The organism is Streptomyces montanus (genome assembly GCF_005786655.1).
In the GTDB taxonomy this organism is placed as follows: Bacteria; Actinomycetota; Actinomycetes; order Streptomycetales; family Streptomycetaceae; genus Streptomyces; species Streptomyces sporangiiformans.
This window is the reverse complement of the sequence record NZ_VBZC01000031.1, coordinates 63,645-77,262: the sequence shown is the minus strand read 5'-3', so window position 1 is coordinate 77,262 and position 13,618 is coordinate 63,645. Positions and strand designations below refer to the sequence as shown.

Genomic DNA, 13,618 nt, shown 5'->3' with positions numbered 1-13,618 from the left:
CCACCCGGCGTTGACAGGCTGCCCGAGTGTTGGCCATGGGTTTCTCCGTCGATGTGCGTCGTTGCCAGTTGCTCGGGCTCGCGGGTTCGGGCTTTCTCGTGGCGGGAGGCAAGGCGGCCGGTGCCCTGCCGGTGCGCGAGCTGCCATCCCCGGCGTCGGGACAGGCGGCCCTCGGCCTGGTCGGCGTGTACTTCGGGCTGGTGCTGCTCATAGCCGCCTGGGCTCTGTTGGGGCGGGTGCTCCGAGGACCCGAGCCGCCGAGTCCGCGGCAGCTGCTCGTGGTGCTCGCGGTGTGGGCCACACCGTTACTGGTCGCCCCGCCGCTGTTCAGCCGGGATGTCTACAGCTATCTGGCGCAGGGCGCCATGGTCGACGCACACATCGATGTCTACACGTACGGGCCCGCGCGGCTCGGCGGGCCCCTCGCCGACGAGGTGGCGCCCGTGTGGCAGCAGACGGCGACGCCGTACGGTCCCGTCTTCCTCGCCGTCGCCTCCTCGCTGTCCGCTCTCACGCGGGGCGAGGTGCCGGCCGGGCTGTTCGGGATGCGGGTCGTCGCACTGCTCGGAGTGGCGCTGATGGCGGCGGCGCTGCCGAGACTGGCCCGGCACAGCGGCGCCGACCCGGCCGCCGCGCTGTGGCTCGGCGCGCTCAACCCGCTTGTGCTGCTGCACCTCGTCGCGGGAGCGCACAACGACGCCATCATGCTCGGGCTGCTCGGGGCCGGCCTGGTGGCGGCGCTCGGCCGGTGGCCCATCCTGGGCGCCGTGCTCGTCACGCTCGCCGCCCTGGTCAAAGTGCCTGCCGTGCTGGGCCTCGCGGCCGTCGTGGCACTCCAGGCGCGAGCGGGCAGAGGGGTGTGGAAGGCGACCCTGACGACCACGGCGGTCGCTCTCGCCACGACCGTCGCGGCAACGGCCGTCGCCGGTACGGGGTATGGCTGGACCGGTGCGCTGAAGACGCCTGTCTCCCCGCACAACTGGTCGCCCACGAGTGTTCTCGGCCGGGCCACCGCATCCGTTCTCCAGGACCTCGGCAGCGGCCTCGCCCCGCTCGCCCTGCCCGCCTGGCACGCCCTCGGCCTCGCTGCCACTGCCGTCGCCCTGCTCGTCATATGGCTGCGCCGCCCCACCCCCAGCCCCGTCTACGCACTGGGACTCAGCCTGGCCGCGGTGGCCTTTCTGGGTCCGGCGGTCCGTCCCTGGTACGCGCTGTGGGGACTGTTCCTCATCGCCGCGGCCGCGCCCAGCACCTCGGTACGGCACCGGGCCGCAGCCGTGACCGGGGTCCTCGCGCTCGCGGTCCTGCCCAGCGGAGACCCGCCGGACGTCGAGCAGTTGGTGCTGGCCGTGTCGGGCGGGGTGCTCGCGGTGATCGTGCTCTGGCAGGCCCGTCAGACGCGTCAGACGTCGAACGCACCGGTGTTGGAGCAGACCGCATGAGACTTCCGCGTACCGACCGCGGGCGACTGCTGTGCGTGCTCCTGCTCGCCACCGCCGTGGCCCTGTTCACCGCCACGGTGCCGCTGCTGCGGAACTGGTTCGACCTGCGCGTGTACTACGGCGCCGTCGACGCCTGGATCCACCACGGTGGCCGCATCTACGACTACCGGGTGCCGGGGACGACGTACGGATTCACGTATCCGCCGTTCGCGGCGGTCACCATGCTGCCGATGGCGCTGTGTGGACTGCACACCGCGATCGCCGTCGGGCTGCTGCTCAACCTCGCGGCGACCGCCGTCGTCCTGCGCATCCTGGCCCCGCTCGGGCTCATGCGGCACGGCTGGTTCGGCTGCGCCGTGGTCGTCTGTCTGCTCGCCCTGCTGGAACCGGTCCGCGACACCTTCAGCTTCGGCCAGGTCAACCTCGTGCTGCTGGCCCTGGTACTCGGCGACGCCTGGCTGCTGTCCACCGGCCGTGGCCGGTGGGCGGGCGTCGGCATCGGGCTCGCCGCCGCGATCAAACTCACGCCCGCGATCTTCATCGTCCTGCTGCTGCTCGCCCGGCGCCCGCGCGCCGCCGGCATCGCCACGGCCGTCGCCGCGGCCGCCACCGCCCTCGCGGCCTGGACCGCGCCGGGCGCCTCCCGCTTCTACTGGACCGAGGCGGTCTGGGACACCACCCGCATCGGCCGCCTCGCCTATGTCTCCAACCAGTCGCTGCAAGGCGTGCTGGCCCGGCTCGCCGAACCCGCCGAACCGAGCCGTGCCGCCTGGCTGTTGGTCGCTCTCGCCGTGCTGGGCATCTGGGCATGGCGCGCGCGCCGCGCAGCCGCCGACGACGACCTGCTGGGCGCCTTCGCCCTCACCGGACTCGCCGCCTGCCTCGTCAGCCCGATCACCTGGGTGCACCATCTCGTGTGGCTGCTGCCGTCGCTGGCGATCCTGACCGAGTCAGGTCTCCGGCGACGGCGGCTGCTCTGGGCGGTGGGCGTGCTGTACGTGCTGCTGTGCAGCAGCGTGGTGTGGCTGTGGTTCGACGACGCGTCCGGTGTCGACGGGTTCCTCGGGAGTAACACGTACGTGTGGATCACCCTCGGTCTGCTGCTCGGGCTGCCCGTCGGTCAGTCCCAGGTGAACCGACCGCGGAGGAGCCTCAGGACCAGCGCCACGGCCCCCGCACCCAGACCGGCCGCGCCCGCGACCGCCCCGGCATCCGTCCACGAGGCATAGCTCGCACCGACCGCCGCGGTCGCCGGCCGCGCGGTCGCGGTCGGGCCCGCCTGCGCCATGGCGCGCGGGGGGTCGAGCGATGCCACGGGGTCGACGCGCCCGGCGGCCCGGAAACCCCAGTCGAGCAGCGAGCGCGTTTCTTCGTAGACGGCGAAGTGCTCGTTCGACTGAGGGTTCATCACCGTGACGACGAGGGTGCGTCCGCCGCGGCGCGCGGCGGCGACCAGTGTGTTGCCCGCGTGGGAGGTGTAGCCGTTCTTGACGCCGAGGAGTCCCGGATAGGGTTCGACTCCGTCGGCCCCGGTGAGCAGGCGATTGGTGTTCTGGATCGCGAAGGGCCGCCCATCGCCCGGGAACTTCGCCTCCACCGTGGCGCAGTACCCGGCGAAGTCCGGATTGCGCAGCCCGGCCCGCCCGAACACCGCCAGGTCGTACGCCGAAGAAACCTGCCCGGGCGCGTCGTAGCCGTCGGGCGAGACGACCCGCGTGTCGCGGGCACCGAGCGCACGGGCCTTGGCCTGCATCTGGACTGCTGTCGCACGCCAGCCACCGTTCATCGCCGCCAGCACGTGCACGGCGTCGTTGCCGGAGTTCAGGAAGACGCCCCGCCACAGATCGGACGCGCGGTAGGTGTTGCCCGCCGCGACCCCGACCCGGCTGCTTCCGTCGCCGACCCCCGCCAACTCCCGCTCCGTGACGGTGTGCCGGACCGCCGCGGGCATCACCGGCAGCACGGTGAGGGCGAAGAGGGTCTTCAAGGTGCTGGCGGGCGGCAACTTGAGGTGCGCGTTGTGCGCGGCCAGCACGTCACCGGTGCCCGCGTCGGCGACCAGCCATGACCGCGCGGAGACATTCCTGGGCACCTTGGGCGCTCCGGCCCGCGGATGGACGTGCGTTCCGGGCCGGTACAGCGCCGACGGCGGGGAGTCCGAGGGGCTCGGTGGGAGCGGCGAGGCCTGCGGGACCGACTCGACGCCGGTGTGCGCGACGGCCGCTTCGGCGTCTGCGGCCGCTTCGGCTCCGGTGCGGGCCAGGGCAGGGCTCGGCGCGAGGGCCAACGCACCGACCACACAAGCGGCGGAGCAACAGCGGGCCGTGCGGGATGAAAATCCGATAGTCATATCGCAAACGTAGGAACGCGCAGGTCACATCGCCGGGTGTCAGGGCCGAGTGGCGGCATCGAGCACCCGGATGCCGCAAGCGGCCGGCCCTGTCGACGGCGCGGGCCGCCCGGGCCACTGGGCGCGGCTACTGGGCGCCGGGCACCGTCGACTGGACCTGTCGAAGGAACGCCGCGTTGTCCGGGGTCTGCCGCATCCTGTCCAGCAGGGATTCGAGTCCGGCCTGCGCGTCCCCGCGGGAGTGCAGGGCGCGCCGCAGCGCTCGTACGGCTGTCAACTCACCCGAGGGGACCAGCAGTTCTTCGCGGCGGGTGCCGGACGGTGTGATGTCGACGGCCGGATAGGTCCGCCGGGCCGCGAGCGCGCGGTCCAGGCGCAGCTCCATGTTGCCCGTGCTCTTGAGCTCCTCGAAGTAGAAGTCGTCGGCGCGGGAGCCGGTCTCCACCAGGGCCGTGGCGAGGATGGTGAGGGAGCCGCCCTCCTCGGTGAGGCGCGCGGCACCGAAGAGCCGCTTGGGACCGTGCAGCGCGGCGGCGTCGACACCGCCGCTGAGGGTACGGCCGCCCGCGGCGGCCGCGTTGTTGTGCGCCCTGCACAGCCGGGTCAGCGAATCCAGGAGGATCACGACGTCCTGGCCCGCCTCGACGAGCCGCTTGGCACGCTCCACGGCCAGTTCGGCGAGCGCGATGTGCTGCTTCGGCCCCCGGTCGAAGGTCGAGGCGAGCACCTCACCGCGCACGGAGCGCCGCATGTCGGTCACTTCCTCCGGGCGCTCGTCGAGAAGTACCACCATCAGATGGCACTCGGGGTGGTTGCCGGCGACCGCGGCGGCCAGTTGCTGGAGCAGCACCGTCTTGCCGGTCTTCGGCGGGGCGACGATCAGGCCGCGCTGGCCCTTGCCGATCGGTGCGACCAGATCGATGACCCGCGTGGTCAGACCGCCCGCCGGATGCTCGAGCCGCAGCCGCTCGCGCGGGTGCAACGGGGTGAGGTCATGGAAGTGCGGGCGGCCGCGCAGCTCTTCGGGCGTGCGGCCGCCCACGCGCTCGATCTCGGTCAGCGCACGCTGCCGGCCGCGTACGCCTTCGATGAGATCTCCCTTGCGCAGGCCGTATCGGCGCACCAGCGCGGGGGAGACCTGGAGGTCGGTGGGCTCGGGCAGGCAGCTCTCGGTCCGCAGGTGGCCCTGCCCGTTGGAGGTGATGTCGAGTACGCCGGTGGCCCGCTCCTGCGTGAGCGAGGCGGGAGGACGTTCGAGTGTGGTGGTCATGTGTGGGAGTCCTTTCAGGGACGAGGTCATGAGGTCATGAGAGAGGGAGGGGAGGGGCCGGGAAGGCGGCATGGTCACGCCCCGGTACGGCGGAGACATCACCCTCGCGCACGCCGGACGGAAATCGCCCAAAGCCGTACGTCAGAAGGTGATGCTGAGAAGCTGCTTCGCCGGTCAAGAGAAGACCGCGGATCAGCTGAGTGAGGTGAAACCGGCACTGGCGCCCGAGAAGGGGCGTACACAAGTGCTGAGGTGACTGTACCACTGTCTGCCGCGTCGGGCGGCTCATATATCGTCACCCGAAGTATCGAGGCCCGTGGGCCGAGGGCTCGCACAGTCGAGGGAGTGGGACATGAGCAAGCCGTCGACCGCCGCGACGCCACAGGAGTTGCAGCGGCGGCTGGGGGTGCTCGACGCGGTCGTGATCGGTCTCGGGTCGATGATCGGCGCGGGTATCTTCGCCGCGCTCGCTCCGGCCGCCCGCGCGGCCGGGTCCGGTCTCTTGGTCGGCCTGGCCCTGGCAGCGGTGGTCGCCTACTGCAACGCCACGTCCTCGGCCCGACTGGCCGCCCGCTACCCGGCCTCCGGCGGTACCTATGTCTACGGCCGCGAGCGGCTCGGTGACTTCTGGGGCTACCTGGCGGGCTGGAGTTTCGTGGTCGGCAAGACCGCCTCGTGCGCGGCGATGGCGCTGACCGTCGGCTCGTACGTCTGGCCCGGTCAGGCCCACGCGGTCGCGGTCGCCGCGGTGGTGGCGCTGACCGCGGTGAACTATGCCGGGGTGCAGAAGTCCGCCTGGCTCACCCGCGCTGTCGTCGCCGTGGTCCTGGCCGTGCTCGCCGCCGTGGTCGTCGCCTCCCTCACCTCCGCCGAGGCGGACGCCGCCCGGCTGGAGATCGGCTCGGACGCCACGGTGGGCGGGGTGCTCCAGGCGGCGGGCCTGCTCTTCTTCGCCTTCGCCGGATACGCGCGGATCGCCACCCTCGGGGAGGAGGTCCGCGACCCATCGCGCACCATCCCCCGCGCCATCCCGCTCGCGCTCGGCATCACCCTGGCCGTCTACGCCGTCGTCGCCATCGCAGTCCTGGCGGTGCTGGGACCGCAGCGACTGGCGGACGCGACCGCGCCGCTGTCGGACGCCGGACGGGCCGTGGGCGCCGACTGGCTCGTGCCGGTGGTCCGGGTCGGAGCCGCCGTGGCCGCACTCGGCTCGTTGCTCGCGCTGATCCTCGGTGTCTCCCGGACGACCCTGGCCATGGCGCGCGACCGCCACCTGCCGCACGTACTGGCCGCCGTCCACCCGAAGTTCAAGGTGCCGCACCATGCCGAACTCGCGGTCGGCGCCGCCGTGGCCGTGCTCGCCGCGACGGCTGACGTGCGCGGGGCGATCGGTTTCTCCTCCTTCGGCGTTCTCGCGTACTACGCCATCGCCAACGCCTCGGCCTGGACTCTCAGCCCCGACGAGGGGCGTCCGGCGCGGGCCGTTCCGCTGCTCGGACTGGGCGGCTGCCTGGTGCTCGCGTTCGCCCTTCCCCTCTCCTCGGTGGTTTCCGGCGCGGTGGTGCTGGTGGCCGGTGCCGCCGCCTATGGCATCCGCCGCAGGGTGACCGCCCATCGGGGACGGTAACGCCCGCGCCAGGGCCACATGGGGGACGGGCGCTGCCGCCCGGGCTCATCGGTTGCGCGCCTCGGAGCCCGGAACGGTCAGCGGGTGAGGAAGAAGATCAGAGCCGGTCGAGGATGCTCTGGAGCTGCTTGACCTCGGCCGACTGGCCCTTGACGACGTCGTCGGCCAGCTGCTTGGCGTCGGCGTTCTTGCCGTTCTTCTGCTCGTCCTTGGCCATGCTGATCGCGCCGTTGTGGTGGTCGATCATCATGTCCGCGAACATCCTGTCGAACTCCTTGCCCTTCATGGACTTGAGCTCCTTCATGTCCCCGTCGGACATCATGCCGTCGCCGCCGTGGTCCATCCCGGGCATGGCCTCCGTCCCGGCCGGCTTGCCCCAGGACGTCAGCCATCCCTTCATCGTCTTGATCTCGGGGTCCTGAGCCTTTTCGATCTTCGCCGCCACGTCCTTGACCTCCGAGTCGGAGGCGCGGCCGTCGGCCAGCTCGGCCATGTCCAGGGCCTGTTCGTGGTGCGGGATCATCATCTGCGCGAACATGGCGTCCGCGTCGTTGAAGTCCTCGGCGGCAGCGCTCTTCCCCGAGCCGGCCGTTTCCTTGGCCGACGCCTTGCCGCTGCCGTGGTCCATGCCGCTCATGTCGTCGCCGCCACAGGCGGAGAGCAGCAGGGCTCCCACCGCGACGGCGCCCACGGCCGCGATACGGCGGGCGGGCTTGCGGGGCGACGACTGGCGGGCGGGGCGGCGGCCGGGCTCGTGGCGCTGGGCACGCGTGAAGGCAGTCATGGTCGATTCACCTCATGTGTCTGTTCTTCTGGCTGTTTTGGCGTACGCGAGACCGCGGGATCGCGCGTGAAAGCGCGCCCGCGAGGGCGTCTCGGCCTACAGCCGAAGGACCGACAACTGGGTGAGATCGGGGCCGCGCGGCGGAGGGTTGGGCCGCGGGAATGCGGCGACCTGGGCGAGAAGGTTCGCCAGCCAGTCGGGTTGGCGGGCGAGAGCCGAGCGCACGAGCGCGGCGAGCACCCAGGCGCCGAGCAGGACGGCCACGCACAGCGACAGCATGTCCATCGCCATGACGGGCACATCGGCGGACGACGAGTGTGCGGGGGCCGTTGTGTGCTCCGCCCTCATGGGGGCCTGAGCGGCGGCAGGTTCATCGCTCCCGGCAGCCGAGTGCACGCTCGCCGGTGCATGGGATGCCGTGCTCATCTCATCGGCATGAGAGTCGTCGGGGTGTCCCAACGTGTGCATGATGAACACGCCGAGCGCGAGCACGACGACGAGCAGCAGGTGCCCCAGGGCGCCTGCTGTTCGAACGCATCGGCTCACGTTCAATGCCCGACCTTCCGGATCGGCGGCTACTGATCTCCGCCTTCCGACGGTACCCACATATCGGGGAGCCCGCTGGATCGGGGTCAATTGGGGGCGTACGGCGGCTCAGTGGAGCAGCAGGCCGCTGCGTCGTCTGGTTCGTGCGTGCCGTTTACGAATGGTCGTGCCGTCCCGCGGTGCGCAGTGCCTTGCGCAGGGCGCCGACCTCCTCGGGAGACATCTGCTCGACGAAGTGGGCGAGGGCAGCGGGCCGGTCCTCGCTCGCGCCGAGTGCCTCCTCCATCAACGCGGCCGAGTACTGCTCGCGCGTGCGGACCGGTGTGTACACCCAGGCGCGGCCCTGCTTCCCGCGCAGCAGCCAGCCCTTGTTGTAGAGGATGTTCGCCACCGTCATCACGGTGGTGTAGGCAAGCGGCCGCTGCGTGTTGATGTCGTCGACGACCTCCCGCACCGTCGCCGGCCGGTTCCATCGCCACAGGCGGTCCATGATCTCCGCCTCGAGTTCCCCCAGCCGCCGCATGGTCGCTCCCGGTCCCTTATTCACCTCGATACGCAGGCCCAATAGTAGGACGTGGCTTCGAAGGAGCGATGAAGGGTTGCGAGCGGACGGGCGGCGCAGAGCGACCCATCCCCGTCGGTCCGCCTTCCGCGAGCGGGGCGGTGGAGCATGCCAAATCTTGCTCAACTGTCCTAAGGACTTGCTAATTTTAGCAATTCTTGACATCGTCACTGGTTGTCGTCCTTGGTCCCGGGCGGCCCGCTGTTGTGCGATGCCCGTCTGGCTCGGGTCGCACGCAAAGATGGGTCGTATGTCTTCGACGGGTGGGTGGATGCGACGGGCCGAGGTTGGGCAGGGGCAGCCGTTGAGGCCGCGGTCCTGTGCCGGGGAGGGGGTGGCACAGTGACCGCGCCCCTGTACCAACTGAAGGCCGAGTTCTTCAAAACGCTGGGGCATCCCGCCCGTATCCGCGTCCTCGAACTGCTGAGCGAGCGCGAGCATTCCGTCGCCGAGATGTTGCCCGAGGTGGGGATCGAGCCCGCGCATCTGTCGCAGCAACTGGCGGTGCTGCGCCGGGCGAACCTGGTCGTGACCCGCAAGGAGGGCTCGACCGTGTACTACTCGATGGCCACTCCGCATGTGGCGGAGCTGCTCAGGGTCGCGCGGGCGATCCTGACCGGAGTCCTGGCCGGGCAGGCGGAATTGCTCGCCGACCTGCGGGCCACACAGACGCAGACCCAACCACCGTCGTCTCCTGGCGTCCCTTGACGGCACCCGGTGTGGGTGGCGCACAGCGTCCGCGCCTCGCATCCACCGCCCCCGCCCCCCCGCCCCCCGGCGCCGTCGTCGCGCAAGCCCGGCGCAGGCAGGAGTAGAAAAAGAGCAGAGGACGGTGAGGATGATGGAGCTGCCCCTGGTCGTGGGCGTCGACGGATCCGAGGCCGGTATGCGTGCCGTGGACTGGGCGGCGGACGAGGCTGCTCTGCACGGGATACCGCTGCGCCTGGTGTACGCCTCTTTGTGGGCGCGGTACGAGGGCGCGGCGCTCGCCGAAGGACTGGGCGCGTCCTCCGAGCGGAAACTGCCCGACGACATCGTCGAGGTCGCCGCGGGCCGCGCCCACCGTCGCGAGGCGGACCTGAAGGTCGCCACCGAGGTGCTGCGCGAGGAGCCGGTGCCCGCTCTGCTGCGCGCGGGCCGCAACGCGTCCGCGCTGGTCGTCGGGTCGCGCGGCCGCAGCGGCATCGCGGACTTGCTGCTCGGCTCGGTCGGCCTCGCGGTCGCCGCCCGGGCCCACTGCCCGGTGATCGTGCTGCGCGGCAGCCACGACAACCAGGCCAGGACCGGGATACGGCAGCGCATCGCGCTGGGCGTCGGCGGGGAACCGCACCACTCGGCGGCCGTGCGCTTCGCGTTCCGGGAGGCGGAGGAACGGCGCGTCCCGTTGGAAGCCGTACGAGCCTGGCGCTGCCCCGCGCACGAGAATGTCGGCCATCCCCTGCTCGCCGGAGAACCCGCCCGTCTCCACGAGGAGCGGGCCGCACAGACCCTGGAGGCGGCGCTGCTCGACGCCGCCACCGACCACCCGTCGGTGGAACTGCACCGGCGCACGGTCGAAGGAACCGCCCGCAGGGTGCTCCTCGACGCCTCGGCCCACGCGGATCTGCTGGTCGTCGGGGCGCGGCGACGCCACGGGCACTTCGGGCTCCAGCTCGGCCGGGTCGCCGACACGGTCCTGCACCACTCCGCCTGCCCCGTCGCCGTCGTACCCCAGCCGACGCGGACGCCGTGACACGTCCCCGAGGCTCTGGCCAAGGGCGGCTCAGAGCCTCGCCGCGTGATCGGGCACGTACGTCTGCAGGTCACGCGGTGGGCGCTCATAGCCGGTCGACGCCGGCCGGTCCGGCAGCTCGAGCACCGGCGGCGGCACCTCGTGGTAGGGCACGGAGTCGAGCAGATGAGCGATCATGTTCAGCCTGGCCCGGCGTTTGTCGTCGCTCTCGACGACGAACCACGGCGCCTCCCGGATATCGGTGTGCACCATCATCTCGTCCTTCGCCCGGGAGTACGCCTCCCAGCGGGTGATCGACTCCAGGTCCATCTGGGAGAGCTTCCAGCGCTTCGTCGGATCCTCCATCCGGCGCCGGAACCGCTCCTGCTGCGCCGCGTCGCTCACCGAGAACCAGTACTTGCGCAGCAGGATCCCCTCCTCCACCAGCATCCGCTCGAAGATCGGGCACTGGCGCAGAAACAGCTGGTACTCCTCCTTCGTACAGAAACCCATGACGTGCTCGACACCGGCGCGGTTGTACCAGCTGCGGTCGAACAGCACGATCTCCCCGGCGGCCGGCAGATGCTCGACGTACCGCTGGAAATACCACTGCGTGCGTTCACGTTCCGTCGGCTTGGGGAGGGCCGCGATCCGGGCGACCCGAGGGTTGAGGTGCTCCGCGACCCGCTTGATGGTGCCGCCCTTGCCGGCCGCGTCCCGGCCCTCGAACACGACGACGAGCCGGGCGCCCTCGACACGGACCCATTCCTGGAGCTTCACCAACTCCGTCTGCAGGCGCAGCAGTTCCTGCTCGTACACCTTGCGCGGCAGGGTTGCCGCCTTCTTGTCGGCCATGCCGCCTCCTCCGCTCGATGACCTACGTCGATGACGCACGGAGCCACCATGCACGGGGTCGAACACCTGGACAGCACCGTACTGACCGACGACGGTGCACGCACCCTGGACGACCAGGCACGTATCAGGCGCGTATGCCTTGCTGCCGCGCAGGTCCCCGGCCCCTTGTCCGAGTCGGCTCCGCTGAGGAGGGAACAGGAAAGGGGAAGGGGGGAGAGAAGGAGGACCACCATGCCGAACAACGTGTTGGTCGCCTACGGAACGACAAACGGATCAACCGCGCGGATCGCCGAGGTCATCGCCGAGGTCCTGCGCAAGGACGGACTGACGGCCGAGGCGCTGCCCGCCCAATCCGTGACGAGTGTGGAGCCGTACGACGCCGTGATCGTCGGCGGCGGACTGTACGCCGGGCGCTGGCACAAGGACGCCCGCCGGTTCGTCCGCCGTCACCACACCGCCCTGGCCGAGCGTCCGCTGTGGTTCTTCAGCAGCGGCCCGCTCGATGCCACCGCCTCGGAGCGGGACATCCCGCCCGTGCACGGCGTCCATCGGGCCATGGTCCGGCTCGGGGCCGAGGGACACGTCACCTTCGGGGGCTGCCTCGAAGAGGGCGCGAAGGGGTTCATCGCCCGCAAGATCGTGGCCTCCGGGAAGGGCGGGGACTTCCGCGACTTCGAGCAGATCGAGCGGTGGGCGGCGCGCACCGCCGACGAGATCGCGGGCGCGACCGCGACGCACTGACAGCGGGTGCTCAGCGGCTGGGCGTGCGCGGATCTAGCGGCTGGGCGTGCGCGGATCTACGGGGCCGGTCAGCTGCACGATGTCGTCGGAGGCGACGTCGTGCAGCCGGATGGCCAGATCCTCCAGGGCACGACTGGCCGCGAGCTCGTCGCCGATCTCCGGAATGGGGCGGTCGATCGGGTTGCGCCGCGCCTCGCCCCTCCCTGTGACCGTCGACGTGTCCTGGGTGGTCAGGACGGCCCGTGCGCGGGTTTCGTCGCCTTCTTCAGTGATGAAGATCTGAACGGTCCACTGTTTGGCTTCCATCGTGATCACTTCCGTGCGGCGGAGGCACGTCAGGAAAGGACGGGAAGGGCCCTATCCACTTCTCGCGGATCCCGATTGCGCGGTGCACGGCTCTGGGCCGCTTCCCCGCGTCTTTTTCGAGTCCTTCCCGTCACATCCAGCACACCACACCGCCCCCGCAACCGCCAGGGGCCGACCGGCCCCAGCTTCGCCGGTCCGGCGACGGGCCCGATCGGCCCATGCCGATGTCGTCTGTTCGGGTCAGGATGGAAGGCGAGGCTGCTCCGTCCGAGGAACCGAGGAAAGGGCATCGTCGTGAAAGCACTGGTCTTCCATGGCCCCGGAGAGTCCGCCTGGGAGGACGTCGCGGACCCGGGTCTCCAGGACGCCACGGACGCGATCGTCCGCGTCGACACCACCACGATCTGCGGTACCGACCTGCACATCCTCAAGGGCGACGTACCGGAGGTACCCCCTGGCACCGTCCTCGGGCACGAAGCCGTGGGCGAGGTCGTCGAGATCGGCAGTGACGTACGCGCCGTCCGGCCCGGCGACCGGGTCCTGGTCTCGTGCATCACGGCATGCGGCCGCTGCCGCTTCTGCCGGGACGGCGCGTACGGTCAGTGCCTCGGCGGCGGGGGATGGATCCTCGGCCACCTGATCAACGGTGCGCAGGCCGAGTACGTCCGTGTGCCCCACGCCGACCTGTCCGTGCACCTGCTGCCCGGCGCCGTGGACAGCAAGGACGCCGTACTGCTGGCCGACATCTTCCCCACCGCCTACGAGGTGGGGGTGCTGAACGGGTGTGTACGGCCGGGGGACACCGTCGCCGTCGTCGGGGCCGGTCCCATCGGGCTCGCCGCGATCGTCGCGGCTCAGCTGTACTCGCCCGAACGGATCATCGCGGTCGACCTCGCGCCCAACCGGCTCGACGCGGCCAAGCGCCTCGGCGCGGACGCCGTGGTCGACGCGGTGGAGGAGCCCGAGCTGCTGGTCGCCGATCTCACGGAAGGGCTTGGCGCCGACGTGGTCGTCGAAGCGGTGGGAGTACCGGAAAGCTTCGAGGCGTGCCTGCGCATGGTGCGCCCCGGCGGGCGCGTGGCCAACATCGGCGTGCACGGCAAGCCCGTGACACTCCACCTCGAAGAGCTGTGGATCAAGAACGTTACGATCACCACCGGACTGGTCGACACGTACTCCACGCCCATCCTGCTGCGCATGATGGCCGCCGGCCGGCTTCCCGGGTCGTCCCTGGTCACCCACATCTTCCAGCTGGAGCAGATGGAGGAGGCGTACGACGTCTTCTCCCGGGCGGCCGACACCGGCGCGATCAAGGTCGTCCTCGGCGGGCAGCCACATGATGTCGTGTCGGTGAGGGCGGCCTGACCGGAACGCCGCGCCGCTTCACGCCGGTACGTGGCCCTCCGGGGCCGCGGGCGCCGGGG

The 13,618-nt window shown here is 71.0% G+C and carries 14 protein-coding genes; 7 read left to right on the top strand and 7 right to left on the bottom strand.

Annotation, left to right across the window (positions count from 1 at the left end; all coding sequences use genetic code 11):
• The first annotated feature begins 35 nt into the window (after positions 1-35).
• Positions 36-1,442 carry a polyprenol phosphomannose-dependent alpha 1,6 mannosyltransferase MptB gene (gene mptB / locus FE633_RS26485; RefSeq protein WP_138047698.1) on the top strand — a complete coding sequence of 469 codons (1,407 nt, stop codon included), beginning with the start codon at positions 36-38 and terminating at the stop codon, positions 1,440-1,442.
• Positions 1,439-2,671 (top strand): glycosyltransferase 87 family protein, encoded by a 1,233-nt coding sequence (locus tag FE633_RS26480; protein WP_138047697.1) that lies wholly within the window; start codon positions 1,439-1,441, stop codon positions 2,669-2,671. The genes mptB and FE633_RS26480 overlap by 4 nt, the downstream gene beginning before the upstream one ends.
• Here FE633_RS26480 and FE633_RS26475 read toward each other — a convergent pair.
• Entirely contained in the window at positions 2,563-3,792 is a 1,230-nt protein-coding gene (locus FE633_RS26475; protein ID WP_138047696.1) for a D-alanyl-D-alanine carboxypeptidase family protein, read from the bottom strand. The two genes, FE633_RS26480 and FE633_RS26475, sit on opposite strands and share 109 nt — an antisense overlap.
• A gap of 127 nt (positions 3,793-3,919) precedes the next feature.
• Positions 3,920-5,092 (bottom strand): transcription termination factor Rho, encoded by a 1,173-nt coding sequence (gene rho / locus FE633_RS26470; RefSeq protein WP_425473228.1) that lies wholly within the window; start codon positions 5,090-5,092, stop codon positions 3,920-3,922.
• 322 nt (positions 5,093-5,414) lie between these two features.
• On the opposite strand from rho, the gene FE633_RS26465 reads away from it, so the two are divergent.
• Positions 5,415-6,689, top strand: coding sequence for an APC family permease (locus tag FE633_RS26465; RefSeq protein ID WP_138047694.1), 1,275 nt, complete (start codon positions 5,415-5,417; stop codon positions 6,687-6,689).
• A 97-nt stretch (positions 6,690-6,786) separates the two neighbouring features.
• On the opposite strand, the gene FE633_RS26460 is transcribed toward FE633_RS26465, so the two are convergent.
• The 3 genes from FE633_RS26460 to FE633_RS26450 all read right to left on the bottom strand — a co-directional run bounded on the left by FE633_RS26460 (position 6,787) and on the right by FE633_RS26450 (position 8,542).
• A complete protein-coding gene (locus FE633_RS26460) occupies positions 6,787-7,473 on the bottom strand; it encodes a DUF305 domain-containing protein (RefSeq protein ID WP_138047693.1) in 687 nt (228 codons plus the stop codon).
• A gap of 96 nt (positions 7,474-7,569) precedes the next feature.
• Complete coding sequence (locus tag FE633_RS26455; RefSeq protein WP_342791215.1) at positions 7,570-8,019, bottom strand: DUF6153 family protein; 450 nt, start codon at positions 8,017-8,019, stop codon at positions 7,570-7,572.
• Positions 8,020-8,173: 154 nt separating this feature from the next.
• Positions 8,174-8,542: a BlaI/MecI/CopY family transcriptional regulator gene (locus FE633_RS26450; protein WP_138047691.1), complete on the bottom strand. Its 369-nt coding sequence runs from the start codon at positions 8,540-8,542 to the stop codon at positions 8,174-8,176.
• A gap of 381 nt (positions 8,543-8,923) precedes the next feature.
• Here FE633_RS26450 and FE633_RS26445 point away from each other — a divergent pair, with 381 nt between their 5' ends.
• Both FE633_RS26445 and FE633_RS26440 read left to right on the top strand, forming a co-directional pair.
• Positions 8,924-9,289 carry an ArsR/SmtB family transcription factor gene (locus FE633_RS26445; protein WP_138047690.1) on the top strand — a complete coding sequence of 122 codons (366 nt, stop codon included), beginning with the start codon at positions 8,924-8,926 and terminating at the stop codon, positions 9,287-9,289.
• 133 nt (positions 9,290-9,422) lie between these two features.
• On the top strand, positions 9,423-10,313 hold the full coding sequence (locus FE633_RS26440; protein WP_138047739.1) for a universal stress protein: 891 nt from the start codon (positions 9,423-9,425) through the stop codon (positions 10,311-10,313).
• 30 nt (positions 10,314-10,343) lie between these two features.
• On the opposite strand, the gene ppk2 is transcribed toward FE633_RS26440, so the two are convergent.
• Positions 10,344-11,147 carry a polyphosphate kinase 2 gene (gene ppk2, locus FE633_RS26435; RefSeq protein WP_138047689.1) on the bottom strand — a complete coding sequence of 268 codons (804 nt, stop codon included), beginning with the start codon at positions 11,145-11,147 and terminating at the stop codon, positions 10,344-10,346.
• A gap of 231 nt (positions 11,148-11,378) precedes the next feature.
• Between ppk2 and FE633_RS26430 the strand changes: the two genes are divergently transcribed.
• Positions 11,379-11,888: a flavodoxin domain-containing protein gene (locus FE633_RS26430; RefSeq protein WP_138047688.1), complete on the top strand. Its 510-nt coding sequence runs from the start codon at positions 11,379-11,381 to the stop codon at positions 11,886-11,888.
• 33 nt (positions 11,889-11,921) lie between these two features.
• Here the strand turns inward: FE633_RS26430 and FE633_RS26425 are convergent, their stop codons facing one another.
• Complete coding sequence (locus tag FE633_RS26425; protein ID WP_171060129.1) at positions 11,922-12,194, bottom strand: DUF1876 domain-containing protein; 273 nt, start codon at positions 12,192-12,194, stop codon at positions 11,922-11,924.
• A 294-nt stretch (positions 12,195-12,488) separates the two neighbouring features.
• Here FE633_RS26425 and FE633_RS26420 point away from each other — a divergent pair, with 294 nt between their 5' ends.
• On the top strand, positions 12,489-13,559 hold the full coding sequence (locus tag FE633_RS26420) for a zinc-dependent alcohol dehydrogenase family protein (RefSeq protein ID WP_138047686.1): 1,071 nt from the start codon (positions 12,489-12,491) through the stop codon (positions 13,557-13,559).
• The last annotated feature ends 59 nt before the right edge of the window (positions 13,560-13,618 follow it).

Excerpts from the sequence above, each read along its gene's own strand:
- FE633_RS26440 (WP_138047739.1), top strand. The coding sequence starts at position 9,423 with ATGGAGCTGCCCCTGGTCGTGGGCGTCGACGGATCCGAGGCCGGTATG.
- FE633_RS26430 (WP_138047688.1), top strand. The coding sequence starts at position 11,379 with ATGCCGAACAACGTGTTGGTCGCCTACGGAACGACAAACGGATCAACC.
- FE633_RS26450 (WP_138047691.1), bottom strand. The coding sequence starts at position 8,542 with ATGCGGCGGCTGGGGGAACTCGAGGCGGAGATCATGGACCGCCTGTGG.
- rho (WP_425473228.1), bottom strand. The coding sequence starts at position 5,092 with ATGACCTCGTCCCTGAAAGGACTCCCACACATGACCACCACACTCGAA.
- FE633_RS26460 (WP_138047693.1), bottom strand. The coding sequence starts at position 7,473 with ATGACTGCCTTCACGCGTGCCCAGCGCCACGAGCCCGGCCGCCGCCCC.
- ppk2 (WP_138047689.1), bottom strand. The coding sequence starts at position 11,147 with ATGGCCGACAAGAAGGCGGCAACCCTGCCGCGCAAGGTGTACGAGCAG.
- FE633_RS26475 (WP_138047696.1), bottom strand. The coding sequence starts at position 3,792 with ATGACTATCGGATTTTCATCCCGCACGGCCCGCTGTTGCTCCGCCGCT.
- FE633_RS26425 (WP_171060129.1), bottom strand. The coding sequence starts at position 12,194 with ATGGAAGCCAAACAGTGGACCGTTCAGATCTTCATCACTGAAGAAGGC.
- FE633_RS26480 (WP_138047697.1), top strand. The coding sequence starts at position 1,439 with ATGAGACTTCCGCGTACCGACCGCGGGCGACTGCTGTGCGTGCTCCTG.
- FE633_RS26465 (WP_138047694.1), top strand. The coding sequence starts at position 5,415 with ATGAGCAAGCCGTCGACCGCCGCGACGCCACAGGAGTTGCAGCGGCGG.
- mptB (WP_138047698.1), top strand. The coding sequence starts at position 36 with ATGGGTTTCTCCGTCGATGTGCGTCGTTGCCAGTTGCTCGGGCTCGCG.